Origin of the sequence: Mesorhizobium kowhaii, from assembly GCF_003253745.1 — a bacterium.
Taxonomy (GTDB): Bacteria; Pseudomonadota; Alphaproteobacteria; order Rhizobiales; family Rhizobiaceae; genus Mesorhizobium; species Mesorhizobium kowhaii.
The window spans coordinates 24,290-46,601 of sequence record NZ_MZXV01000065.1; the positions used below are offsets into that span (position 1 = coordinate 24,290).

Genomic DNA, 22,312 nt, shown 5'->3' on the forward strand with positions numbered 1-22,312 from the left:
TCTCGGTCTGACAACTTCCAGCCGGTTGATGGAGCGGCTTGCTTCTTCCGCGTCACGCAGCGCCTTGGTGATGATGATCGAGGTATGCACGAGCATCGTCGCGGCCATCGAATGGAGCCCCTTGGCGGCGAATCATGCCTCCATGAAGTAGATGCCGTCCACCCTCATCGAGGCGGCGATGGCGAAACTGGCCATGGTGAACGTTTTCCAGGCGCTTGAGTTCTTGGGCGCGTGGCTGTTGGTGATCATTCGATATGATCTTTTCGTTTCAGGGTTAAGTCGGGTCGGTGTTGGTCTGTTTCAGGCCGGATACAATCAAGCCGGCTTGCCAATCGTTTTTATCAGCGGTTCGAGCACCGCGGCAGCGCGCTCCGCGGCGGCGCGCTGCAGCCGGCGGTCGCCAGCCAGCTTGTGGCGCAAAGCCGCTGTTGAAAATTGATGGGACGAAGGTCGCCTTTGGGTCAAAAGTTGACGCTACCCCAAGTCCGGTTCCGAATGTCGTCGCGAACATCGTCGTGACCTGACCCATTGCAGACGGTCAGACTAGTTCTGAGCAAGAGCCGACTGAAAGTCTTTGGTGTTGTTGCGATTGGGATAGGACTGGTCCGGTACTGGCACGCCAAGATGCAGGCAGAGCGGCTCCCATCCGTCTCCCAGATTGTGGACCAGCAGCCGACCCGGCGGCACTGTCGCAATGACCGCCCTTACATTGGCGTCGTAGACGGCTATGGCATTGGCGCGATCGTGGGGCCGACCGCCGAAGACCTGCCTGGAGATCAAGGCAAGACCCAGCGACTCCTGATCCGTGCTCTGGCTGATGCCTGCCAGGATCGTGTTCTCGAAGCTTTTCCACCAGCTTTCCGGCGATCGGTATGTCAGGATAACCCGGGCGTCCGGGTAGAACTCAATCAGGTCACGCCAATAGTGCGCCGAGGGCCAATCGATGCAGGACGCGTAGCCCGCAAACAGCTGGTTCCAGTCGGGTGTCGCGCCCTGCGCCAGCGCACGCCAAAGCCGCTTCTGGTCTTCATTGGCCATGACTTCGAACATGTGGTGACAGGGGCCGAAGCCAAGGATCGTCAGCGCCTCGCGCATCGAATCCGTTCCTGTCCGGCCAAAGCCCGTTCCGATTACCCTTATCGCCATTGTCCCCCCCGGTTCAGGCCTACAGCCGTCAGATCAGTCGCTTGCGAGCACCATCCGAGGCGGTTTCCTTCGTAGATCGCCGCCACGCCGTGTCCGCCCAATCTGGTCAGCACCTCGTCCGGCCCTGTATCGGCGAGAAGTCGACGACCTCTTTCGCGGTCTTTTCCTCTTCATTCGAGATTTCCGGATGCTGGTGCAGCTTGCGCCGCCACGCCGTGAGCTCGAGAAGGTCTCGATTGGTCAGGGTCACGTTTTCCGTCTCCGCTCAGGATCGATTCTCCATACCATGCGCAGTTCTCCTGGCGTCGTCAAAGCTCGACCACACGTGCGGCATTTCCGGAACGGCAGCCAAGGTTCGAACCGCGAAATCCCGTGGCTAAAAACGAGGTAGGTTGTCGGGAGTGACGCCGGTCGTTCGTCCTCTGGATGCAAAGTGCCAAGAACCGGACACCGGACCATGAGAAAGATCCCGCAGCTAACTCTCGACAGCGTCATGCAATCACCAGGAGCCCTCCAATGATCCCGACCATCACAGCCTTTGAACGCTCGCCCGACCGCGGCAAGGGACAGGCACGTGACATGCGTGTTCGCTGGGCGCTCGAAGAGGTGGGCCAGCCTTACGACGTTCGTCTTGTTTCGTTCAGCGAGATGAAGGAGCCCGCGCATCGTGCGCTGCATCCTTTCGGGCAGATTCCGACCTATCAAGAAGGCGACCTCGCTCTGTTCGAGTCGGCAGCCATCGTGTTCCATATCGCGCAGCGCCATGCGGGCCTGCTGCCAGACGATGCGAATGCCCGGGCGCGGGCGATCACATGGATGTTTGCCGCGCTCAACACGATTGAACCGCCGATTCTCGAACGCGTAGCCGCCATGTTCCTCGAGCGCGACGAGACCTGGTACGAGCAGCGTCTGCCGCTTGTCGAGAAGCGCATCCGTGACCGGGTGGGGCAACTCTCCAATCGCCTGGGCGATGCCGACTGGCTCGATGGTGCGTTCAGCGCGGGCGACCTCGTGATGGTGGGTGTCCTGCGCAGGTTGAACGGATCGGGCTTGCTGGATCCGAACCTCGCCGCCTATGTCGCCCGCGGCGAAGCGCGGCCGGCGTTCAAGCGTGCCTACGACGCTCAATTGGCGGTTTTCACGGCAGCATCGACCGGCGGATGAAGGCCGTTCTGGGCTCGAAAGTTGACATTCAACCGGCGGACAACTTGTGCCGGTAAGCAAGGCGACCGCGGCAGCATTCTGCGAAAACCACCGCGGCGGCTAATAGCCCAGGCGCTTCAGCTCAGCCTTGACCGCCGCGATCGTCTTGAAGCGGGAACGCTCCGTCGTGCCATCGCGCCACGAGCAGTCGCATGTGGCGTCGAACTTCTGGCTCACTTTCAACTGGGCGAGCGCCTTCCGGCCTGGCTTGGGGCTGTCGAAAATGCGTGCCTCGTAAAGCGTCCCCTCGACATCGTAGTGCTTCTGAGGCCAGGCAAGTATGACGATCAACTCCTTTGCCGGATCATGATCGGCGTTGGCGAGGCCGAGCGCTATATCCGGCGTGCCGCCCTCTTGTTCACCGACCGTGATTTGGATTGTACGGTACCCGTTTTCGGATTGCTGTTGCAGCGCTACGAGCGGGCGTTCTGGATATTCATCAGTCGTCTCGTAGTCGACGAATAGTGTCTGAAGGCCGTTCCAGCTTACGGCTGTCGTGTGCGGGTCAGCCTCATTCGAGAACCCGACGACACGTTTCGCGAAAGCCATGTCGTCCTCGCCTGGGGCACGATCGAAATCCTGTGCTCGCGCGCCGGTGAACGCGCAGGCAACAGTGAGGACAAAACAAGTGAACGGCCAAAGTCTTTTCATGCTTCGAGCCTAGCACGCGTTTCGAAGGTTCGTGAACAGGGCGGATATCGGCTCGCGATGCTGATTTAGGCCACAAGCATGTCAAAGCGATCTGGAGATGCGACAGTGGCCGCGTATCAGAAGATCGATCATCCCCGCAAACACGCGCGGGCGAAACAAGCGTTTGCGCCCGCGTGGCGCTCTATTCAGCTACTTAACTGGGATCATGAGATGAGCGTAGGGAGTGCCCGCCCACATCACGTAGGGCTTGGATGTGTCAGGCTTGGGATCCGTCGGATAACCCTGCATCATGTCCATTGCGTTGACGATCATCACGTGCGGGCCGGTCTCTATCCAGTTGTTGCCTTCCTCGGGCTTCGTCGCATAAGGATCGGTGTTGCTGCCGTCGGTGCCGCCGGACAGCATATACATGAAGCCGACCTTGCCCTTGGGCGGTTCCTTTTTTTCGACCCAAGCCATGGCCCATTCCATCGAGTTGGCATCGCCACACATCGGGTCTGGACCAGGCGTGGACGGGCTGTCCGGCATGCACCAGAAGCCGTTTTTGCCCTCGCGCAGCGTGCGCATAGCACCCTTGTCATCCATGGCGTAGATCGCAGCGCCGCTTCCCACTGCGGCGGGCGCGGCGGATTCAGCGCTCTTGATCATCGCAGCATCATCGGCCGCTGCTCTATGCATTGCAAACAAGCTGCTCGCCGCCAAAAGGGCAGCGACCGTCAGAAGCCGTTTCATGGCCGTTCTCCGGTTTGAGTTGGTCTTGTGCATGATGTCGGACGCGCGGCTATCCAGAGCCGTTTGTCGGTATCAAAACAGTAGCAGATCGCATGCTTCCGGACAATGAAGAAGCTTTAGCGCTGTCTAATGTATGGCGGGTGATTCATGCTGACATCGTGGCCACCGGCCGGCAAATCGCGGTTTGCTATTCCGTCTCTCGTTTCCCGTTGAGCTGCGCCCGCGCATCCCGGATCGAGGCGGCGTAGGTCACCAGCGGCCGCTTGACGCCGTGGTTGATCAGCATGCGCCGTATCGGCGGCGCAGCACCCGATATGATGAAGCGGACACCGGCGCGCTTGGCCTTGTGGGCGGCGCCCTCGATGACATTGGCCGCCGTCGAATCGAAGAACGGCACGGCCGAGCAATCGAGGATGAAGTTCTTGCGCTGGTCGGCGATGCGGTCGAGCACGGTGCCGACCGTCGATGCGGCGCCGAAGAAGAAGGCGCCCGAGATGCGGTAGACGACGGTGTCGACGTCGCTTGCCTCGCTGGCATCATAGGCGCGGCCGCTGCTGTCGGCGACATCTTCCTGCACCAGCGGCAAGTCCGCCTCGACCGCGATCGACTTGGCCATACGGTCGATGAACAGGACCGAGCCGAGCGCGAAGCCGACGACGATGCCTTCGGTCAAGTCGCGGAAGACGACGATCAGGAAAGTCGCCATCAGCACCAGGGCATCGCCACGCGACGCGCGCAGCAGCGTGGCGAAGGCCTGTTTCTCGAACATGTTCCAGCAGACGACCGCCAGCACGCCGGCAAGGGCGGCAAGCGGGATGTAGCTGGCGAGCGGTGCAGCCACCAGCATGAAGACCAGCAGGAAGAGAGAGTGCAGCATGCCCGAAACCGGCCCATGCGCGCCGGCCCGGACATTGGTCGCGGTGCGGGCGATGGTGCCGGTGGCGCACATGCCGCCGAACAGGGCCGAGGCGATGTTGGCGAAGCCTTGCGCCACCAGTTCGCAATTGGAACGGTGCCGCCGGCCCGTCATGCCGTCGGCGACGACGGCCGACAGCAGTGATTCGATCGCACCGAGCAGTGCAAAGGCGACGGCGTCCGGCAGCACGGCGATCGCCTTGTCGAGGCTGAGCGCCGGCAGCGCCGGAAACGGCAGGCTGCGCGGAATGCCGCCGTAACGCGTGCCGATCGTTTCCGCCGGCAGCGTTAGCAGCGCCACCACCAGCGAGGCCAGGCCGACGGCGATCAGCATGCCCGGCCAGCCCGGCCGCCAGCGTTTCAGCGCGACAATGGTGACGATGGTCAGCACCGCCACCAGCGTCGCCGAGATGTTGATCGTGCCGGCCGCCGCGCCGATCGCCATCAGTTTCGGCAGCAGCGGCCCGGGCTCCGGCCCGGCAAGTTTCAGCCCGAACAGTTCGACGATCTGGCCGGAGAAGATGATGATCGCGATGCCGGCGGTGAAGCCGACCGTCACCGGATAGGGGATGAATTTGATGTAGGTGCCAAGACGCAGATAGCCGATGGCGAGCAGGAAGACGCCCGACATCAAGGTTGCCAACAGCAGTCCGTCGACACCTTGGCGCTGAACCGTTGCCGCCACCAGCACGATGAAGGCGCCGGCAGGCCCACCAATCTGGAAGCGGCTGCCGCCCAGCGCCGAGACGATGAAGCCGCCGACGATGGCGGTGAACAGGCCACGCTCCGGCGTCACGCCCGAGGCAATCGCGATCGCCATCGACAGCGGCAACGCGACGATGGCGACGGTCAGGCCGGACATGAAGTCGGCCTTGAACTGCGGCAGGTGGTAGCCCTCGCGCCAGACTGTCACCAGCTTTGGCGTGAACAATTCGGAAAATGTCGGCTTCGCCGACTTCTGGGCCGACTTCTGGGCCGGTTGATGCACTGCCCGCTGCGTCTGATCCATGAACTGCCTTCCGCTCCAGAAGGCGGCGGGATCGTCGGCAGGACTGTCGGCGGTCGCCGTCGCGACTTTATGCCGGCTCAGCCTTTGGATCTGGCGGCACGACAGGCTTGAGGCGCACGCCCCTGCCACCGCGCTCGCTGGTCTGGTGCTCGCCGATCAGCTCCACCCCGGCCTCGTCGAGAGCCTGGATGACCTTCATCAGCGTATCGACCACGCCCCTGACCACGCCGTCGCTCGCCTCCATGCGCTGGATGGTCGGAAGCGAAACGCCGGCGCGTTCGGCGAGCGTCTTCTGATCGATGCCGGCCAGCGCCCTTGCGGCGCGCATCTGCGCGGCAGTGATCATCGGCCGAAATCCCCGTCTGAGTCTGCAGGTCTAGCGTATAATACCATCATTGTGATGTTTCAAGCATCAACATGAATGTCTGAGACGTAAGCGCCGCCGCCTGCTTGTCCATTTTGTCAGATACTTCCCGAGGATTGCGAGCTAGGGTGCTCCATCTGGGGCAGGGGGCAACGCGGGTGAATCTTTTCAAGACCTTCATGACATCGGCATGCTTGCTGTCGGTGGTTTTTTTGCTGGCAGGCTGCGGACATGGGCTGATCAACCGACTGATCTGACGGCGATTGATCAGGCGTCGTCGCTCTGTCCGCGCCACCGCTGCAGAGCCCGCGCCGCCAACCAGCACAGCATCGCCCAGGCGAAGCCGGCGCACCAGCCGGCCAGCACATCCGACGGCCAGTGGACGCCGAGATAGATGCGGCTGACGCCAACCAGCAGCGTCGTCAGCACTGCGAGCGACAACACATAGATCTTCGTCACCCGGCCCGGCAGGAAGCGCGCGGCCAGCGAGCCGAGCGTCAGATAGGTCACCGCCGACAGCATGGCGTGGCCGCTCGGAAAGGACAGCGAGGTCTCGTTGACCAGATGCGAAACGAGCTCGGGCCGCGGCCGGTCGACGCCGACTTTGAGCAGGCTAGACAGCACTTGGCCGCCCGCCACAGCGACGAAGATGAGCAGCGCCGTGGCCGGCCGGCGGATCAACAACAGATAGACGATCGTCGCCGCCGTGATCAGCACCAGCACGGCCGAGCTGCCGAGGCTGGTGATGTCGCGCATGGCACCCTCCAGCCAAAACGGGCCGATCGGCACACCCGGCTGGCCCGGTTGGCGGAAGGCGAGCAGGATTTCGGTGTCGAAGGCGTGCGGCGTGGTGGCGCGCGCCACCTCCATCAACTCCTCGAACCCCCACAGGCAGCCGGCGATGACCAGGCCGGCCAGCAGCACCGAAAATTCGACCCGGTTCATGAGAGCGTTCGCGGCGTTCTTCATCGGCAATTCGCCCGTTACAACCGCCCTTGCAGATAGGGCCCGAGCGTGATCAGCGCCACAGCGGCGATCGCCAGCACGATGCCGGTCGCCTGCAGCGCGTTGACGCGCTCGCCGAAGAACATCAGGGCGACGACATTCACCGACACCAACTGGATGACGGCCGACAGGCTGAACGACACCGACATGCCGAATTCGCGGATCAGCCGCAGCATGATCAGATTGCCCAGCGAATAGAGCGCCAGCGTCAGCAGGATCTTGCCAAGGCTCGGCGCCATGCCCCATTGCTTGGCCGCCATCGCCGCCAGCAGGAAGATCACTGTCGAAAAGCCAAGCTGCAGCAACCCCGAAAAGCTCACGTCCCGTCCCCTCTCGAAGCGGCTCGCGCCGCGTGTATCGCGGACTTGTTTCCGAAGCGCGCCGGGACGTCAAGCGACCTTGATCAAACAAAGTCTTGGCAACCGCAAGATGGAAGCTCAATGTGCCGGTATCGCCCAGCCTATCGATTGAAGGGCGGTCGGGGACCATGATTCGCATTCTTCAAAACGTATCGCGACGCTGGAGCGAGCTTTCTCTCGCCCTGCAATTCCTCGTTGCCGGCGGCTTTGGGCTTCTGGCCGTCATGCTGGTGGTGGGCGCCTGGGTGACGTCACAGATCCGGGAAGGCGTCACCCGCAATTCGGCCGCCACGACGGCCCTCTATGTCGACAGCGTGATTGCGCCGCTGCTGCCCGACTTGCGCAAGAGCCAGGAACTCAGCGACAGCGCCAAGCAGGCGCTCGACGAGACGCTTGGCCAAGGCGCGCTCGGCAAGCGCATCGTATCGTTCAGGCTCTGGCGCCGTGACGGCACGGTTCTCTACGCGAAGGATGCAGCCTTGATTGGCCGCCGCTTCGATCTGACCGACGGTTTGCGTTCCGCCTTCCAGGGCAATGTCGTCGCCCAATTCGATACGTTCGATGAGAACGAAATCCAGGAAGAGGCGATCGGCTTGCCGTTGCTGGAGATCTACAATCCCGTGCGCGAACCCTGGTCTGGCGAAGTGGTGGCCGTCACCGAATTCTATGAAATCGCCGACGACTTCCAAGCCACCCTGGCTTCCGCTCTGCTGTCGAGCTGGCTGATCGTGGCTGGCGCAACCCTGGCGGCATTTCTGCTCCTGTCCGGCATCGTCCTGCGCGGCAGTCGCACCATCGACGATCAGCGCGGGGCGCTGCGCCGCCAGGTGTCGGAGCTGCAGGGCCTGGTGGCGCAAAACAATGCCTTGCGGGTACGCGTGCAGCGGGCGTCCCGCCGCGCCACCGCGCTCAACGAAAGATACCTGCGCCGCATCGGCGCCGACCTCCATGACGGTCCGGCCCAACTCGTCGCGCTGGCGGCGCTGCGCATGGATAGTCCGGTATTTTCCGGCGATGGCCATTCGAGCGAAAGCCGCTCGACCGAGGTCGCGATGATCCGCAAGACGCTGGAGGACGCGATGCGCGAAATACGCGGTATCTGCACCGGCCTCGTCCTGCCGCAGATAGAGACGGCTGCCACAACGGACATTCTGCGGCTGGCCGTCAACGAACACGAGCTGAGGACGGGAACGTCGGTGACACTGACGCTGGCCGGACACTTGCCAGAGCCCGGCGCCTCCGAGAAGATCAGCATCTATCGTTTCGTGCAGGAAGGGTTGAACAATGCCTATCGCCACGGACGAGGCAAGGATCAGGCGGTGAGTGCCGGGATGAAGGGTGGCAGGCTTTTCGTTGAAGTCTCGGACGGCGGGCCAGGCTTCGATCCAGCTCGCGTCGAGGGCCTCGGGCTCGCCGGCCTCAGGGAGCGGGTCGAAAGCATTGGCGGCCAGTTCGAAACCTTGACCGGGCCGCACGGCACGCGATTGGTGATCCGTTTATCGGTCGAGGAGCAAGCATGATCGACGCCATTCGCATTGCCATTATCGACGATCATCCCCTGTTTCGCGAGGGCGTGACGCGCAGCCTGACGGAAATCGGAGGCTTCGAGATGGTTGGCGAGGGCGCCACGGCGCAGGATGCCGAACGCATCGTGTCGACGGTACGGCCCGACATATTGCTGCTCGATATCTCCATGCCGGGCGGCGGTCTGACCGCGGTTGCAAGCATCCTTGCCGGCCATCCCGCCCAGAAGATCGTCATGCTGACCGTCTCGGAGGCCAATGCCGATGTGACCAGGGCCCTGAACGCTGGGGTGCGTGGCTATGTCCTCAAAGGCATCGGGTCGCGCGGGCTCGCCGACATCCTGCACAGCGTGGCGGCCGGCGAAAGCTATCTTTCGCCGACGCTGTCGGCCCGCCTGCTTTCGGATCTCCAGTCCCTGCAGCCGACCGACGGCATAGCGGACCGGCTGCGGCAACTCACCGAGCGACAGGCAGAAATTCTGCGGCTGGTGGCGGAGGGGCTAAGCAATAAGGAAGTTGCCTTGCGGCTGGAGCTGCAAGAGAAGACCGTGAAGCATCACATGACCGGCGTGCTCTCGAAACTCAATGTGCGAAACCGCACCGAAGCAGCCTTGATGATGCGTGAGTCGCGCGACCGGGACCGGAACCATTCGTAGAGGCTTCGGCATTCCTAGAGCAATTCCAGGAAAAGTGTGAAACGGTTTTCCGTCCGGAATTGCGTCAAAACAAAGAGATGGAGCGGTTCTGCGTTTCTGTGAAACGATAAACCGCTCCATGCCGCGGGTGACGCCGGACAAAAACGAGGTCACCTCCGCCGGGGGGGCCGGCGGAGGTGACGTGTGAAGCTGGCCGTTGCCTGTTGGCCAACTTCACAAGGCTTTGAGGCGGCTGACATCCGCAGGCGTCGCTCCGCGCTCGATGATCGTACGCCCGAGCGAATCCTCCATACTGAAACGGCCATTCTCGATCTTTTCCGTTATGCCGTCGGGATGCCGGACCGTGATCGTCTTGCCTTCCACGTCGACCTGGTCACCGGTCTTGGCGTTGACATGATGGCCGTTGCCATTGTCGCTCTGCCCCTGGCCGGATTTAGAGTTGCCGCTGTTTCCTTTGCCGCCGCTGTTGCCACCACCGCCACCGTTGCCGCCACCGCCACCGTTGCCGCCGCCGCCACCGCCACCACCACCACCACCGCCACCGCCGCCGTTGCCGTTGCCGGCTTGAGCGCTAGCGGCGTAGATCCCAGGAGCGGAGCCGTGGAGGGCAATCTGATAGGGAGCGATGGTCAGCGCCAGCGCGGCTGCCGATCTGAGCGCCAGCCGGCAACAACGGGTCGTCATCGATCCATGCATCCTGATCTCCGTCGATTGAGCTGGCGTGCCACCGTCGACGTTGCAGTTGCACAGCATCGCCGAAAGAAATGATCCTCGAAAGCCGTACCCGACCGTTGCGCTTGTCACCCAGGACCTTTGCAAGCGCAAGATTGGACTAAAGTCCCAAGCATGTGCTAATAAATGCCGCGTATGGACGGCGGCGACCGCCATCGCCGACGGGAAGCTGGGCTTTCCTGATGCCTGGCGGCTGCACACGCCGAACATCAAGTCACCTCCGCCGGGGGCGGCGGAGGTGACTTGTAAAGCTGGCTGTAGCCTGTTGATCTACTTCACAAAGCCTGAAGACGACTGATGTCGTTTGCCGTCGCTGGACGTTCGACAATCGTGCGGCCGAGTGCATCCTTCATTTCGAAACGACCGTTCTCGATCTCTTCCTTGATGCCATCGGGATGCTCGACCTCAATCTTGTTGCCTTCTACTTCGACCCTGTCGCCGGTTGCCGCATTGACATGATCTCCCTCTTCGTCGTCTCCGCCACCGGACCCGGAGTAACCGCCATCGCCGACGTTTCCGCTGTTGCTGTTGCCACTCCCGCCGCTGCCGCTTCCGCCCCCACCGCCGCTATCATGTCCGCTATCCTTGGCAAGCGCGCTTGCGGCAACGATGCCGGGAGCAGGGCCGTGAAAGGTGAGTTGACAGGGGGCGATGGCCAGCGCCAGTGCCGACGTCGCCCTCAGCGCCAGCCAGCAACTGCGGGTCGTGATCGATCTGCGCACCTTGGTCTCCTCTTCGATCAGGCCGGCGGATTTCAAGCAGGCGAATTTCGGGCAGGCGTTCGCAAGTGGCGACCATCGCCGACATGGCGGCCTTGGGTAACCGGCCCACGACCGATGCGGTGCCACCAGGGGACCTTTGCCGGGCCCGGCAAGGGACCATTGTCCCAGCGCACCGAGCTGCTCGCAGAATGCTTAGCCAACAGCACGGAATGCCTGTTGCGGCTGAAAGTTCTTGATGTCACGAAAATGTGATCGGCCGGCTATAAGGGGTTGAACAGGCAACACGCTCCAGCCACCCCTAAAGCCAGAGGCAAGCCAGATGACCGAACACCGCTCCCCCGACGCCAAATTCCGCACCAGCCTGCTCGAGGAAAACGACGGCCCGGCCACCAACCTCACCGACAACCGCACCATGGGCGAGATCATCACCGCGCGGTTCTCGCGCCGTTGTTTCCTGAAAGGCTCGCTGGCCGTCTCGGCGATCGCCGCCACAGTCAGCCCGCTGGCGCTGGTCAGCGCCGACCAGGCCCGGGCCGCCGAAGGCTCCGCCTTCGCGTTCGACGAGTTGGAGGCCGGCATCGACGACAAGCACCATGTCGCGCCGGGCTACGATGCCGATGTGCTGTTGCGCTGGGGCGATCCGCTGTTTGCCGATTCGCCGGAGTTCGACCCGACGAAACAGTCGGCGCAGGCGCAGGCGAAACAGTTCGGCTACAACAACGACTATGTCGGCTACATCGCCATCGACGGCTCGGCCGAACACGGCCTGCTGGTCGTCAACCACGAATACACCAACCCGCATCTGATGTTCCCGGGCATCGTGAAGATCGTCGAGAAGGACGGCAAGAAGTCGGCCGAAATCGCGCCGCTCAGCAAGGAACAGGTCGATGTCGAGATGGCGGCGCATGGCGGCACCATCGTCGAGATCCGCAAGGATGGCGGCAAATGGCAAGTGGTGCGCGAGGGCAAGCTCAACCGCCGCATCACCTCCAACACCGAAATGGCGCTGTCCGGCCCGGTCGCCGGCCATGACCGCGTCAAGACCAATGCCGACCCGTCCGGCACGAAGGTGTTGGGCACCGTCAACAATTGCGCCGGCGGCGTCACGCCCTGGGGCACCTATGTGATGGCCGAGGAAAACATCCACGGCTATTTCTCCGGCGAATTGCCCGAGGGCCACAAGGAAGCCGCCAACTACAAGCGCCTCGGCATTCCCGAAGGCGCCTATGAATGGGCGGCGCACTATGACCGTTTCGACCTGGCCAAGGAGCCGAACGAAGCCAACCGCTTCGGCTGGATCGTCGAAGTCGATGTCAACGATCCGACCTCGACGCCGAGGAAGCGTACCGCCATGGGCCGCTTCAAGCATGAGGGCGCCGAATCGATCGTCGCCAAGGATGGCCGCGTCGTCTTCTATCTCGGCGACGACGAGCGCTTCGACTATGTCTACAAGTTCGTCACCACCGGTAAGTTTAATCCCAATGACCTCGCGGCCAACAAGGATCTGCTCGACGACGGCACGCTGCATGTCGCCAAGTTCGCGGAAGACGGCTCCGTCGAATGGCTGCCGATCGTTTTCGGCCAAGGTCCGTTGACCGCGGAAAACGGCTTTGCCAGCCAGGCCGACGTGCTGATCGAGACGCGCCGCGCCGCCGACCTGCTCGGCGCCACCAAGATGGACCGCCCTGAGGACATCCAGCCCAATGCCGTCAACGGCAAGGTCTATGTCATGCTGACCAACAATTCGAAGCGCAAGGCCGACCAGGTCGACGCCGCCAATCCGCGCGCCGAAAACGCTTTCGGCCACATCGTCGAGATCGCCGAGGATGGTGGCGATTTCACTGCTGCCAAGGGCAAGTGGGAAGTGCTTTTGAAATGCGGCGATCCGGCGGTTGCCAATGTCGGCGCCACCTTCTCGACGGCGACGACAGCCAATGGCTGGTTCGGCATGCCCGACAATTGCGCGGTCGATTCGGCCGGGCGCCTGTGGGTCGCCACCGACGGCCAGGGCCCAAAAGCCACCGGCCGCACCGATGGTCTGTGGGCGGTCGACACCGAAGGCTCGGCGCGGGCAACCTCAAAACTGTTCTTCCGCGTGCCCATCGGCGCCGAAATGTGCGGCCCGCTGTTTGCGCCTGACGATCAGACCGCCTTTGTCGCCGTCCAGCATCCGGGCGACGGCGGCGAGGACTGGCAGCCGTTCGGCCGCCCGTCCTACTATGAGGACCTGTCGACGCGCTGGCCCGACTTCAAGCCTGACATGCCGGTGCGGCCGGCGGTCGTCGCCATCACCAAACAGGGCGGCGGCAAGATCGCGGTCTGATATCAGGCACTGCAATCTCAAGGAGGGTTTCGGTGATCCGAAACCCCTCCTTTTTTTGCGTGAAATCGCTCAAGCTCCGGGAAAGATTGGCAATTTACACGTGGCGCCCTAGATCTTTTACCAGGAGATCGCCATGCCGAAATCCGTCTATGACCGTGGCCTGCTCAAGCCCGCCGATATCGCCAAGCTGCAGCGCGTCTTTGACGAAGCCTGTCGGCGCCGCGAAGCATCTCCCGATTCGGCCGAGGCGCGGGAGATCGCGCTTAACCTGCTCGCCCTGCACAATGCCGGCATGATCGAAGAGGACATGCTGATGGAGGCCGTCGGTTTTCGGCGGCTGGAACCGAAGTCGGCCTGAAGCCGGGCCATGCCTTGTTCGCTCACCCGGCGCGCTGAACCACGGCCACGTTGATCATGCTTCGCAATCTGAAGCCGATGGTCTCGTACAATGCTACGGCTGCGGTATTGCTGGCATAGGCGTGAAGATAGGGTATCTCGCCGCGCGCCATGATCTGATTGGCCACGAACAGGGACAGCAGCCGGCCGAGGCCGCCGCCGCGAAATTCCGGGTGCGAGCACACGCCGCTGAGTTCGGTATAGCCAGGCTGCTTCATGCGCTCGCCGGCCATCGCCACCAGCCTGCCCTCGACTTTTACACCCCAGAAGTCGCCGAGGCTCAGCGCCCCGAGCGTGAACGGGCCAGGCTTGGTGAGGGACACCAGAGCGAGCATCTCGGCTGCATCGTCTTGCGTCAGACGCTGCACGCGCTGATCAGACACGGTTTGCAATGGCGCCTCGGCCACCATCTGGACGCCGGGGGCGGTCGAGATCGCAGCCAGGCCTGGAGGAAGAGCAATGGCGTCCGCCTGAAGCATGATCACGCTCTCGTCCGGGGGAACAAGCTTGCCGAGCGCCCGCAGGCTTTCCGTGTCGTCCGCGGCAGTGGCCGCGAAGGGAACGATGGAGGACGGGTAGCGCCTGGCGAGATTGTCGCCTTGCGCGAAGACCCGATGTCGCGTTTCCAGCGCGCTCCAGATGGGGCGATCGAGCAAGTGCTTCATTGCGCTGCACCTTCTTTCACTCGACGATCGAGCGGGGCCGCAGCCAGACCGTCCTCGATCGCGGCCAGCTGATCGAGCAGAGGCCCTGAGAGACCCTGGCACAGATCGGCGACGGCCTTGTCGATGCGCGGCCAGACGTCTCGCTTTGCGACATCGACCAGGCGCTGACCAGCCTCCGTCAGAGTGACCATCCTGCGCCGCTGGTCATCGTTCGACGGGATGGCCTCGACCAGTCCCAACTCGGCCAGAAGCGACACGCTTCGCGTCACACCGGGCTGGGTTACTCCAAGCGATTGTGCCAGTTCGCCAACAGCCAGCGGCCCCAACCTGTCGAGCGCCGCCAAAAGCGTGTATTGGCTGGACTGAAGTGGAACGTCCAGGCCATCAAGCAGCCGCTGCGCATCGGCCTGTAATTGCTCGCCGATACGCTTCAGCCTGCTGCCCAGGCACAGATAGCCAAGCGATCGCAGGACGTCTTCCATCATCAACTCATTTTAGCCAAACCATAACATGTTATATAACAAGGCAAGAACTGAGTCAAACCCGTGCCGCCGGAGACGCTTGCGCTCCACAATGTCGGCATGGTCGACGAGGACATGCTGATGGAAGCCGTCGGTTTTCGACGGCTCGAACCGAAATCAGCCTGAAGCACCGGATTGGTGGGAGACGCCGGCGGAGCCGGCAATCCGTTTGGTGATCGCCTTGGCCAGGATGCCGGCATTGGCGAAGCAGCCGCGAATGCTTGGCCGCATGCCGGTGAACCACAGGCCGGGCAGTTTCGGATCGGCCTGCCCGCCATTGAAGAGCGGAACGCCCTTGCCGTCGAGGACGCCGAGCTTGCCGACCATGGGTTCCAGCCCGGTGCGGTAGCCTGTCGCGGCAATGACGATGTCGGGATGGATCAGGTTGCCATTGGCCAGGATCACGCCGTCGCGGGTGAATTCCCTTACGGCCGGCATCACAACGATCTTGCCCGACTTGATGGCGCTGACGGCGCCGTCGTCGGCGGCGATCGCGGTATAGTCCGAGGTCAGGCGGCTGGCGCCACCCGAAGGCGCGGGCGGCAGGCCGAATTTGGTCAGGTTGCCGAAAACCAGGCGCTGCGTTGTCGCCATCACCGCATCGGCGACCCGCAAGGGCAAGCGCGCCATCAACGGCGAAAGCCGATGCACGGCGATCTTGCCGATCCGCTTGGGCAGCAGCGCGGGGCCGTTGCGGGCCGACAGCCAGATGGCGGCCGTGTTTATGCCGGCCAGATGATTGAGCGCGTCGAAGCCCGAATTGCCGGCGCCGACGACCAGCACTTTCTTGCCGGCATAGTCCTGCGCGTTGCCGAAATCCGCCGCGTGGATGATGCGGCCGGCGAAACCCTTCATGCCTTTCCATTCGGGAATGAAGGGCTGCCTGTCGCGGCCGGTGGCAATGACGACATGGCGGGCCAGGCGCAGTCCGGCGCTGGTCAGCAACGCCCAGTGATCGCCCTTGAAGACGATCTCCTCGACAGCAACGCCAAACTGCACCGGCAGCCGGTTTTCCTCCCTGAAATCATTCATATGGCGGATGACGACCGTCTTGTGCGGAAAGGCAAGCGTGCCCGGCGGATAGGCGAGACCGGGCAGCGAAGACAGATCGCGGTGGGTGTTGAGATGCAATTGCTGATGCCGCCGGTGCCAGGGTTCGGCCAACCGGCTTTCCTTTTCCAGGATCGCCGTCGGCACGCCGGCGTTCATCAAGGCATGCGCGACGGCCAGCCCGGCGACACCGGCACCGACGACGATTGCCGGCTCGACCGGCTCGTTCGTCACCGGTCTGATAGTCGCTTCAGCCATTCCCTCTCTGATCTCCATTCGACCCTTCCGGCGCCACGCTTCCCCAAGGGAGGCCGCGGCGGCTCGATCCCGCGTATGACTTATATCGCGAATCGAACCCGATTTTCGAGCATGCGCCGTCCGCGATTGCGCACTATATGGCATATGCGCGATATCAACGGTAATCAGGTCGCGGCAATGTGATTGATTCGAGGCCCTGGGGCTGGCGGGTCTCTGTTATCCCCCACGTGCATGCCCGAAATCGAGTTCGATTTCCGAGGTCATGCGCAGAATCAAAGTGTTACAGCACCTTTGCGCGTCCTGGGCGCGGCGCTGTAGGCGGCACGCGGAATCTCGACCATGCCCTCCTTGCGGATCTATTTCGACAAAATCCTTGAGGACGCCGCGCCCAAGGTGGCGCGGCAGGCGCTGACCCATGTCGAGCGCCTGGCGCTTGTGCGCCGCCATGGCGACTTCTCGCTTGCCTATTCGACCGCCGTGCAAGGCAAGCTTTCCTATTTCGGCGATGACGGCGGCTACATCGCCTTCGGCACCAAGATGCGGCATCATTTCGCGCTCGGCGATCCGGTGGCGGCTCCGGCACATCGGCCCGATTACATCAGACGCTTCGTCGAAACCGCCGGCAGCCCGTGGTTCGTGCAGATCGGCGAAGAGACCGCGCGGGTGCTGGCCGGGCTCGGCTACAAGGTCAATCGTCTCGGCATCGACACCCGCCTCAACCTGCCCGACCATGATTTTTCCGGAAAGCGCAATGAGACCGTGCGCTATTCCGAGCGCTGGCTGTTGAAGAAGGGCTTTTGGTTCGACGAGGACAAGCGGACCGTCCATCTCGACGAAATCGCCCGACTCTCCGAAAACTGGCGCGGCGACCGCATCGTCAAGCGTTGGGAGATGGGCTTTCTCAACCGTCCGTTCGCCGACCATCTCGGCACCGACATGCGCCGTTTCGTGCTGCACGGCCCCGATGGCGGGCTGGTCGCCCTGCTCGACTTCGACCCGCTGTTTCGCGACGGCAAGGTCATCGGCTACACCACGGCGTTCAAGCGCAAGCATATCGACGCCTCGCCGCACGCCGAGATCGGCCTGACCAAATTCGCCGTCGACCGTTTTCGCGAGCAAGGCATCTCGGTGGTCACGCTCGGCCTGTCGCCGATGCTTGACGTAGGCCCGAGCGGATTTGCCGAAAGCGATTTCTGGCGCAGCGCTTTCCAGCGCGCCTACGACTCGCCCTGGGTCAACCGCCGCAGGTTCAACCTGCAAGGCCAGGCGGCGTTCAAGCGCCGCTTCCACGGTGTCGAGGAGCCGGTCTACATCGCCTTCCGCGAGGGGACTTATGTCGAGATGCTGGGGCTGCTGCGGCTGGTCAAGGCGATCTAGGTCTGTTGAGATTCAGGTGATGCCGGCCTGACCTGAATCTCAACAGACCTTAGCCGCGATTCAGTGTGCTTTCGCCCGTCAGTTGCGCAGCCGGTAGCCGGTCCTGAAGATCCAGGCGACGATGGTTATGCAGACCAGCAGGAAGACGATCGTCATGCCGAGGCTGACCCCGACCGAGACATCGGACTTGCCGTAAAAACTCCAGCGGAAGCCGCTGATCAAATACACGACAGGGTTGAACAGCGTCACCGTGCGCCAGATGCCGGGCAGCATGTTGATCGAATAGAAGCTGCCGCCGAGGAAGGTCAGCGGCGTGATGATCAACAGCGGCACCAGTTGCAGCTGCTCGAAACTCCTCGCCCAGATGCCGATGATGAAGCCGAACAGGCTGAAGGTCACCGCCGTCAGCACCAGGAACGCCACCATCCAGAACGGGTGCAGGATGGTCAGCGGCACGAACAGCGAGGCGGTGGCCAGGATGATCAGGCCGAGCAGGATCGACTTGGTCGCCGCACCGCCGACATAGGCGATGACGATCTCCAGATAGGAGACCGGCGCCGACAGCAATTCGTAGATCGAGCCGACGAATTTCGGGAAGTAGATGGCGAAGGAGGCGTTGGAGATCGACTGCGTCAGCAGCGACAGCATGATCAGCCCCGGCACGATGAAGGCGCCATAGCTGATGCCGTCGATCTCGGTGATGCGCGAGCCGATGGCCGAGCCGAAGACGACGAAATACAGCGATGTCGAGATGACCGGCGAGACGATGCTCTGCAGCACGGTGCGGAAGGCACGCGCCATTTCCATCCGGTAGATTGCCCATACTGCACGTAGATTCATGGCCGCGCGCACGTTCATGGCTCTCTCCTCACCAGATTGACGAAGATCTCCTCGAGCGAGCTGTTTTGAGTGTCGATGTCGCGGAACTGGATGCCGCCGGCCTCGAGATCGCGGATCAGCGAGGCGACGCCCGGCCGCTCGGCCTGGTTGTCATAGGTGTAGGTCAGCTGCCCGCCATCCGGCGACAGCTCCAGCGCATAGCGCGAGAAGGCGTCGGGAATCGCCGGCAGCGGGCTGCGCAGCTCCAGCACCAGCCGCTTGCGGCCGAGCTTGCGCATCAGTTCGGCCTTGTTCTCGACCAGGATGATCTCGCCGCGGTTGATGACGCCGACGCGGTCGGCCATCGCCTCGGCTTCCTCGATATAGTGGGTGGTGAGGATGATGGTGACACCGTCCTCGCGCAACCGCCGCACCATCGCCCACATGTCCTGGCGCAACTCGACATCGACGCCGGCGGTCGGCTCGTCGAGGAACAGGACGCGCGGCTCATGCGACAGCGCCTTGGCGATCATTAGCCGGCGCTTCATGCCGCCCGACAGGGTGATCGCCTTGGCGTCCTTCTTGTCCCACAGCGAGAGATCGCGCAGCACCTTCTCGACAAACGCCGGGTTGGCCGGCTTGCCGAACAGGCCGCGGCTGAAATTGACCGTCGCCCAGACGCTCTCGAAGGCATCGATGGTCAGTTCCTGCGGCACCAGGCCGATCAGGCTGCGCGCGGCGCGGTAATCCCTGTTGATGTCGTGACCGTCGACGGTGACGGTGCCCGACGAACGATTGACGATGCCGCAGACGATCGAGATCAGCGTCGTCTTGCCGGCGCCGTTGGGCCCGAGCAGCGCGAAGATCTCGCCGCGCTGGATGTCGAGGTTGACTTCCTTGAGCGCGGTGAAGCCGGTGGCGTAGGTCTTGGAGACCCCGGAAATGGACAGGATGGAGGGCATGGCTGAAAACGGCTGCCTGAAAGAGGTCCCCTGATATAGGCTGAATGTCGGTGCGTGCAACCGTAAGCCGATCCTGCTGCTGACAGTTCTCGACAATCGTTGCCGGCCGGCGATTGTGGCCTGCGGCAGTTGCAATCCCGGCACGGTAGCGGCACGTGTGCGTCATCTTGCCCGAGCGCTGCGGCGTTCCGCCTCGCGGCGCCACGTCGCTTTGACCGACCCGCGCGACAGGCCTATTCTTGCCTCATTAGAAGCAGCCGGAGCCCACCATGGACCCGCTCATCCTGTCGCGCATGCAATTTGGCGCAAATATTTCGTTCCACATCCTGTTTCCGACGATCACCATTGCGCTTGGCTGGGTGCTGCTGTTCTTCAAGCTCCGCTACAACGCGACAAACGATTCCGCCTGGATGCGCGCCTATTTCACCTGGGTGAAGGTGTTCGCGCTGTCCTTCGCCATGGGCGTGGTGTCGGGCGTCACCATGAGCTTCCAGTTCGGCACCAACTGGCCGGGCTACATGGAAAAGGTCGGCAACATCGCCGGGCCGCTCCTGGCCTATGAAATCCTCACCGCCTTCTTCCTCGAAGCGGCCTTCCTCGGCATCATGCTGTTCGGCTTCCGCCGCGTCTCCAACCGCATCCACACGCTGGCGACGGTGCTGGTGGCTGGTGGCACGACCGTCTCGGCCTTCTGGATCATCGCGCTCAATTCCTGGATGCAGACGCCGGCCGGTTTCGAGATCCGCGACGGCGTCGCGCACGCCGTCGACTGGTGGGCGATCGTCTTCAACCCGTCGATGCCCTACCGGCTGGTCCACATGCTGCTGGCCTCCGGCCTGACGGTATCGTTCCTGATCGCCGGCCTGTCGGCGCTGCGCTATCTCTATGGCGACCGCTCGGAATCGATGTGGAAGGCGCTGCGCACCGGCGTTTTCACCGCGGCGATCCTGATCCCGATCCAGATCCTTGCCGGCGACCAGCATGGGCTGAACACGCTGGAGCACCAGCCGCAGAAGATCGCCGCCATGGAGGCCAACTGGAACACCGGCCCCAACGTGCCGCTGGTTCTCTTCGCCCTGCCCGACGAGGCGGCGAAGGAAAACAGGTTCGAGATCGCCATCCCCGACGGCGCCAGCCTGGTGCTGCGGCACAGCACCAGCGGCGTGGTGCCGGGGCTGAACGACTATCCCGGCAACCACCCGCCGGTCTTTCCGATCTTCTGGAGCTTCCGCATCATGGTCGGCACGGGACTGCTGATGCTTGCAGTTTCCTGGTCGGCGGCCTTCTTCCTCAAGCGCCGGCACAGCCTGCCGAAGCCGCTCGCCTTGCTGATGGTGCCGATGGCGCTGTCGGGCTGGCTGGCGACGCTGGCCGGCTGGTACACCACCGAGATCGGCCGCCAGCCCTGGCTGGTGACCGGCGTGCTGAAGACCGCCGACGCCGTCGGCCCGGTGGCCGGCAGCCATGTCGCGCTGACGCTGGCCATCTACCTCATCCTCTATGTGCTTTTGTTGATCGCCTATCTCGGCGTGCTGGTGCACCTGGCGCTGAAGGCGGCGAAGGACGGTGATTCATCGCCGCTGCCGGGCGTGCTCAACGCGCCGATGTCGCAGCCGGCTGCAGGAGAGTGACATGACCTTCGACTGGCCAACCCTGCTGCCGCTGATCTTCGCCGGTCTGATGGGCCTCGCCATCCTGATCTACGTCATTCTCGACGGTTTCGATCTCGGCATCGGCATCCTGTTCGCCGCCGCCGAAGACGCCGAGCAGGACACGATGATCGCGGCGATCGGTCCGTTCTGGGACGCCAACGAGACCTGGCTGGTGCTGGCCGTCGGCCTGCTGCTGGTCGCCTTCCCGCTGGCGCACGGCGTCATCCTGACCGCGCTCTACATTCCGGTGTTCGTGCTGCTGGTCGGGCTGATCCTGCGCGGCGTCGCCTTCGATTTCCGCGCCAAGGTGCCGACCGAGCTCAAGCATCGCTGGAACCGCATCTTCTTCCTGGGTTCGGTCATCGCCTCGCTGGCGCAGGGCTATATGCTCGGCGTCTATGTGCTCGGCCTCGATGTCGGCCTGGGCGGCATGGCGTTCGGCGCGCTGGTGGCGTTCTGCCTTGCCGCGGCTTACGCGGCGATGGGCGCCGCCTGGGTGATCTACAAGACAGAAGGCGATCTGCAGAGGAAGGCGGTGCGCTGGCTGCGCACCGCACTTGTGCTGACCGCGCTCGGCATGGCCGCAGTGTCGCTGGCAACGCCCTTCGCCAGCCCGCGCATCTTCGACAAATGGTTCGTCTGGCCCTCGATGCTCTATCTGTCGCCGCTGCCGATCCTGTCGGCACTGTTGTTCCTGTGGCTGTGGCGGCAGACTTTTCATCTGCCCAGGCCCGACGACCGCCATTCGCTGACTCCGTTCCTGACGCTGGCCGCCATCTTCGCGCTCGGCTTTGCCGGTCTCGCCTGGTCGTTCTATCCGTTCGTGGTGCCCGATCGTCTGACCATCTGGCAGGCGGCTTCGGCGCCGGAAAGCCTGGCCATTATCCTGGCCGGCACCGTGGTCGTGCTGCCGGTCATCATTTTCTATTCGTTCTATGCCTACCGGGTGTTCGGCGGGAAGGCGACCGACCTGACCTACGACTGAGAGCGGTTCTAAGCACGGACCTCAGGCGCCAGGCACCCCCCCTCTGTCCTGCCGGACATCTCCCCCCTCGAGTGGGGAGATTACGCGCTCAGTCGCTTTCGCCAATTATCAACGCCGTAAGAAGAGCGGGACGGCGGACCTGCCAATCTCCCCCCCATGTGGGCCTGTTGCGCAGTAGCCCGGGATGTTGAGGGGGCAGAAATTGCAGGGATTTCGCTCGTATTTGTGAGTCTCTGGCGCCTTGTTTGGGGTTTTGGGCGGCGGCTCGGCCCGTGCGGCCGGACTGC

General features: G+C 63.1%; 24 protein-coding genes. 9 read left to right on the forward strand and 15 right to left on the reverse strand.

Annotated elements, in window-relative coordinates:
- The first annotated feature begins 151 nt into the window (after positions 1-151).
- On the forward strand, positions 152-439 hold the full coding sequence (locus B5V02_RS40875) for a hypothetical protein (RefSeq protein WP_208647164.1): 288 nt from the start codon (positions 152-154) through the stop codon (positions 437-439).
- A 104-nt stretch (positions 440-543) separates the two neighbouring features.
- On the opposite strand, the gene B5V02_RS30660 is transcribed toward B5V02_RS40875, so the two are convergent.
- Positions 544-1,146 carry a sulfotransferase family protein gene (locus tag B5V02_RS30660; RefSeq protein ID WP_111547762.1) on the reverse strand — a complete coding sequence of 201 codons (603 nt, stop codon included), beginning with the start codon at positions 1,144-1,146 and terminating at the stop codon, positions 544-546.
- Positions 1,147-1,252: 106 nt separating this feature from the next.
- Positions 1,253-1,396 (reverse strand): hypothetical protein, encoded by a 144-nt coding sequence (locus B5V02_RS30665; protein ID WP_245446305.1) that lies wholly within the window; start codon positions 1,394-1,396, stop codon positions 1,253-1,255.
- A gap of 266 nt (positions 1,397-1,662) precedes the next feature.
- Between B5V02_RS30665 and B5V02_RS30670 the strand changes: the two genes are divergently transcribed.
- The gene (locus B5V02_RS30670) at positions 1,663-2,310 is read left to right on the forward strand and encodes a glutathione S-transferase family protein (protein WP_111547763.1); all 648 of its coding nucleotides are present in this window, start codon (positions 1,663-1,665) and stop codon (positions 2,308-2,310) included.
- A 99-nt stretch (positions 2,311-2,409) separates the two neighbouring features.
- On the opposite strand, the gene B5V02_RS30675 is transcribed toward B5V02_RS30670, so the two are convergent.
- The 6 genes from B5V02_RS30675 to B5V02_RS30700 form a co-directional block, all read right to left on the reverse strand.
- A complete protein-coding gene (locus tag B5V02_RS30675; protein WP_111547764.1) occupies positions 2,410-2,898 on the reverse strand; it encodes a hypothetical protein in 489 nt (162 codons plus the stop codon).
- A gap of 291 nt (positions 2,899-3,189) precedes the next feature.
- Positions 3,190-3,732 carry a hypothetical protein gene (locus B5V02_RS30680; protein WP_111547765.1) on the reverse strand — a complete coding sequence of 181 codons (543 nt, stop codon included), beginning with the start codon at positions 3,730-3,732 and terminating at the stop codon, positions 3,190-3,192.
- A 187-nt stretch (positions 3,733-3,919) separates the two neighbouring features.
- Entirely contained in the window at positions 3,920-5,656 is a 1,737-nt protein-coding gene (locus B5V02_RS30685) for a SulP family inorganic anion transporter (protein ID WP_111547766.1), read from the reverse strand.
- A 67-nt stretch (positions 5,657-5,723) separates the two neighbouring features.
- Positions 5,724-6,002 carry a helix-turn-helix domain-containing protein gene (locus B5V02_RS30690; RefSeq protein WP_111547767.1) on the reverse strand — a complete coding sequence of 93 codons (279 nt, stop codon included), beginning with the start codon at positions 6,000-6,002 and terminating at the stop codon, positions 5,724-5,726.
- A gap of 285 nt (positions 6,003-6,287) precedes the next feature.
- Positions 6,288-6,989 carry a phosphatase PAP2 family protein gene (locus B5V02_RS30695; protein WP_111547768.1) on the reverse strand — a complete coding sequence of 234 codons (702 nt, stop codon included), beginning with the start codon at positions 6,987-6,989 and terminating at the stop codon, positions 6,288-6,290.
- A 14-nt stretch (positions 6,990-7,003) separates the two neighbouring features.
- A complete protein-coding gene (locus B5V02_RS30700; protein WP_111547769.1) occupies positions 7,004-7,345 on the reverse strand; it encodes a hypothetical protein in 342 nt (113 codons plus the stop codon).
- A gap of 167 nt (positions 7,346-7,512) precedes the next feature.
- Here B5V02_RS30700 and B5V02_RS30705 point away from each other — a divergent pair, with 167 nt between their 5' ends.
- Both B5V02_RS30705 and B5V02_RS30710 read left to right on the forward strand, forming a co-directional pair.
- Entirely contained in the window at positions 7,513-8,904 is a 1,392-nt protein-coding gene (locus B5V02_RS30705; RefSeq protein ID WP_111547770.1) for a sensor histidine kinase, read from the forward strand.
- Positions 8,901-9,563 (forward strand): response regulator, encoded by a 663-nt coding sequence (locus tag B5V02_RS30710; RefSeq protein ID WP_111547771.1) that lies wholly within the window; start codon positions 8,901-8,903, stop codon positions 9,561-9,563. The genes B5V02_RS30705 and B5V02_RS30710 overlap by 4 nt, the downstream gene beginning before the upstream one ends.
- 213 nt (positions 9,564-9,776) lie before the next feature.
- Here the strand turns inward: B5V02_RS30710 and B5V02_RS41225 are convergent, their stop codons facing one another.
- Together B5V02_RS41225 and B5V02_RS30720 are read right to left on the reverse strand one after the other, a co-directional pair.
- Entirely contained in the window at positions 9,777-10,508 is a 732-nt protein-coding gene (locus B5V02_RS41225) for a hypothetical protein (protein WP_342633887.1), read from the reverse strand.
- Between the two features lie 62 nt (positions 10,509-10,570).
- Positions 10,571-11,017 carry a hypothetical protein gene (locus tag B5V02_RS30720; protein ID WP_111547785.1) on the reverse strand — a complete coding sequence of 149 codons (447 nt, stop codon included), beginning with the start codon at positions 11,015-11,017 and terminating at the stop codon, positions 10,571-10,573.
- Between the two features lie 319 nt (positions 11,018-11,336).
- Here B5V02_RS30720 and B5V02_RS30725 point away from each other — a divergent pair, with 319 nt between their 5' ends.
- Positions 11,337-13,340 (forward strand): PhoX family protein, encoded by a 2,004-nt coding sequence (locus tag B5V02_RS30725; protein ID WP_111547772.1) that lies wholly within the window; start codon positions 11,337-11,339, stop codon positions 13,338-13,340.
- Positions 13,341-13,473: 133 nt separating this feature from the next.
- Entirely contained in the window at positions 13,474-13,698 is a 225-nt protein-coding gene (locus tag B5V02_RS30730; RefSeq protein WP_111547773.1) for a hypothetical protein, read from the forward strand.
- Positions 13,699-13,720: 22 nt separating this feature from the next.
- On the opposite strand, the gene B5V02_RS30735 is transcribed toward B5V02_RS30730, so the two are convergent.
- The 3 genes from B5V02_RS30735 to B5V02_RS30745 form a co-directional block, all read right to left on the reverse strand.
- A complete protein-coding gene (locus B5V02_RS30735) occupies positions 13,721-14,401 on the reverse strand; it encodes a GNAT family N-acetyltransferase (protein WP_111547774.1) in 681 nt (226 codons plus the stop codon).
- Entirely contained in the window at positions 14,398-14,883 is a 486-nt protein-coding gene (locus B5V02_RS30740; protein WP_111547786.1) for a MarR family winged helix-turn-helix transcriptional regulator, read from the reverse strand. The genes B5V02_RS30735 and B5V02_RS30740 overlap by 4 nt, the downstream gene beginning before the upstream one ends.
- Positions 14,884-15,039: 156 nt before the next feature.
- Positions 15,040-16,230 carry a flavin-containing monooxygenase gene (locus B5V02_RS30745; RefSeq protein ID WP_111547787.1) on the reverse strand — a complete coding sequence of 397 codons (1,191 nt, stop codon included), beginning with the start codon at positions 16,228-16,230 and terminating at the stop codon, positions 15,040-15,042.
- Positions 16,231-16,569: 339 nt separating this feature from the next.
- Here B5V02_RS30745 and B5V02_RS30750 point away from each other — a divergent pair, with 339 nt between their 5' ends.
- Positions 16,570-17,607 (forward strand): phosphatidylglycerol lysyltransferase domain-containing protein, encoded by a 1,038-nt coding sequence (locus tag B5V02_RS30750; RefSeq protein WP_111547775.1) that lies wholly within the window; start codon positions 16,570-16,572, stop codon positions 17,605-17,607.
- Between the two features lie 78 nt (positions 17,608-17,685).
- Here the strand turns inward: B5V02_RS30750 and B5V02_RS30755 are convergent, their stop codons facing one another.
- Positions 17,686-18,447 carry an ABC transporter permease gene (locus B5V02_RS30755; protein ID WP_111547788.1) on the reverse strand — a complete coding sequence of 254 codons (762 nt, stop codon included), beginning with the start codon at positions 18,445-18,447 and terminating at the stop codon, positions 17,686-17,688.
- Between the two features lie 14 nt (positions 18,448-18,461).
- Positions 18,462-19,388 (reverse strand): ABC transporter ATP-binding protein, encoded by a 927-nt coding sequence (locus B5V02_RS30760; RefSeq protein WP_111547776.1) that lies wholly within the window; start codon positions 19,386-19,388, stop codon positions 18,462-18,464.
- A gap of 269 nt (positions 19,389-19,657) precedes the next feature.
- On the opposite strand from B5V02_RS30760, the gene B5V02_RS30765 reads away from it, so the two are divergent.
- Both B5V02_RS30765 and B5V02_RS30770 read left to right on the forward strand, forming a co-directional pair.
- The gene (locus tag B5V02_RS30765) at positions 19,658-21,019 is read left to right on the forward strand and encodes a cytochrome ubiquinol oxidase subunit I (RefSeq protein ID WP_111547777.1); all 1,362 of its coding nucleotides are present in this window, start codon (positions 19,658-19,660) and stop codon (positions 21,017-21,019) included.
- A gap of 1 nt (position 21,020) precedes the next feature.
- Entirely contained in the window at positions 21,021-22,025 is a 1,005-nt protein-coding gene (locus B5V02_RS30770) for a cytochrome d ubiquinol oxidase subunit II (protein ID WP_111547778.1), read from the forward strand.
- Positions 22,026-22,312: the final 287 nt, after the last annotated feature.

What these genes read in the sequence shown, in the direction of transcription:
- B5V02_RS40875 (WP_208647164.1), top strand. Translation starts at nt 152, where the DNA reads ATGCCGTCCACCCTCATCGAGGCGGCGATGGCGAAACTGGCCATGGTG.
- B5V02_RS30660 (WP_111547762.1), bottom strand. Translation starts at nt 1,146, where the DNA reads ATGGCGATAAGGGTAATCGGAACGGGCTTTGGCCGGACAGGAACGGAT.
- B5V02_RS30670 (WP_111547763.1), top strand. Translation starts at nt 1,663, where the DNA reads ATGATCCCGACCATCACAGCCTTTGAACGCTCGCCCGACCGCGGCAAG.
- B5V02_RS30675 (WP_111547764.1), bottom strand. Translation starts at nt 2,898, where the DNA reads ATGGCTTTCGCGAAACGTGTCGTCGGGTTCTCGAATGAGGCTGACCCG.
- B5V02_RS30680 (WP_111547765.1), bottom strand. Translation starts at nt 3,732, where the DNA reads ATGAAACGGCTTCTGACGGTCGCTGCCCTTTTGGCGGCGAGCAGCTTG.
- B5V02_RS30685 (WP_111547766.1), bottom strand. Translation starts at nt 5,656, where the DNA reads ATGGATCAGACGCAGCGGGCAGTGCATCAACCGGCCCAGAAGTCGGCC.
- B5V02_RS30690 (WP_111547767.1), bottom strand. Translation starts at nt 6,002, where the DNA reads ATGATCACTGCCGCGCAGATGCGCGCCGCAAGGGCGCTGGCCGGCATC.
- B5V02_RS30695 (WP_111547768.1), bottom strand. Translation starts at nt 6,989, where the DNA reads ATGAAGAACGCCGCGAACGCTCTCATGAACCGGGTCGAATTTTCGGTG.
- B5V02_RS30705 (WP_111547770.1), top strand. Translation starts at nt 7,513, where the DNA reads ATGATTCGCATTCTTCAAAACGTATCGCGACGCTGGAGCGAGCTTTCT.
- B5V02_RS30710 (WP_111547771.1), top strand. Translation starts at nt 8,901, where the DNA reads ATGATCGACGCCATTCGCATTGCCATTATCGACGATCATCCCCTGTTT.
- B5V02_RS30725 (WP_111547772.1), top strand. Translation starts at nt 11,337, where the DNA reads ATGACCGAACACCGCTCCCCCGACGCCAAATTCCGCACCAGCCTGCTC.
- B5V02_RS30730 (WP_111547773.1), top strand. Translation starts at nt 13,474, where the DNA reads ATGCCGAAATCCGTCTATGACCGTGGCCTGCTCAAGCCCGCCGATATC.
- B5V02_RS30735 (WP_111547774.1), bottom strand. Translation starts at nt 14,401, where the DNA reads ATGAAGCACTTGCTCGATCGCCCCATCTGGAGCGCGCTGGAAACGCGA.
- B5V02_RS30740 (WP_111547786.1), bottom strand. Translation starts at nt 14,883, where the DNA reads ATGGAAGACGTCCTGCGATCGCTTGGCTATCTGTGCCTGGGCAGCAGG.
- B5V02_RS30745 (WP_111547787.1), bottom strand. Translation starts at nt 16,230, where the DNA reads ATGGCTGAAGCGACTATCAGACCGGTGACGAACGAGCCGGTCGAGCCG.
- B5V02_RS30750 (WP_111547775.1), top strand. Translation starts at nt 16,570, where the DNA reads ATGCCCTCCTTGCGGATCTATTTCGACAAAATCCTTGAGGACGCCGCG.
- B5V02_RS30755 (WP_111547788.1), bottom strand. Translation starts at nt 18,447, where the DNA reads ATGAATCTACGTGCAGTATGGGCAATCTACCGGATGGAAATGGCGCGT.
- B5V02_RS30760 (WP_111547776.1), bottom strand. Translation starts at nt 19,388, where the DNA reads ATGCCCTCCATCCTGTCCATTTCCGGGGTCTCCAAGACCTACGCCACC.
- B5V02_RS30765 (WP_111547777.1), top strand. Translation starts at nt 19,658, where the DNA reads ATGGACCCGCTCATCCTGTCGCGCATGCAATTTGGCGCAAATATTTCG.
- B5V02_RS30770 (WP_111547778.1), top strand. Translation starts at nt 21,021, where the DNA reads ATGACCTTCGACTGGCCAACCCTGCTGCCGCTGATCTTCGCCGGTCTG.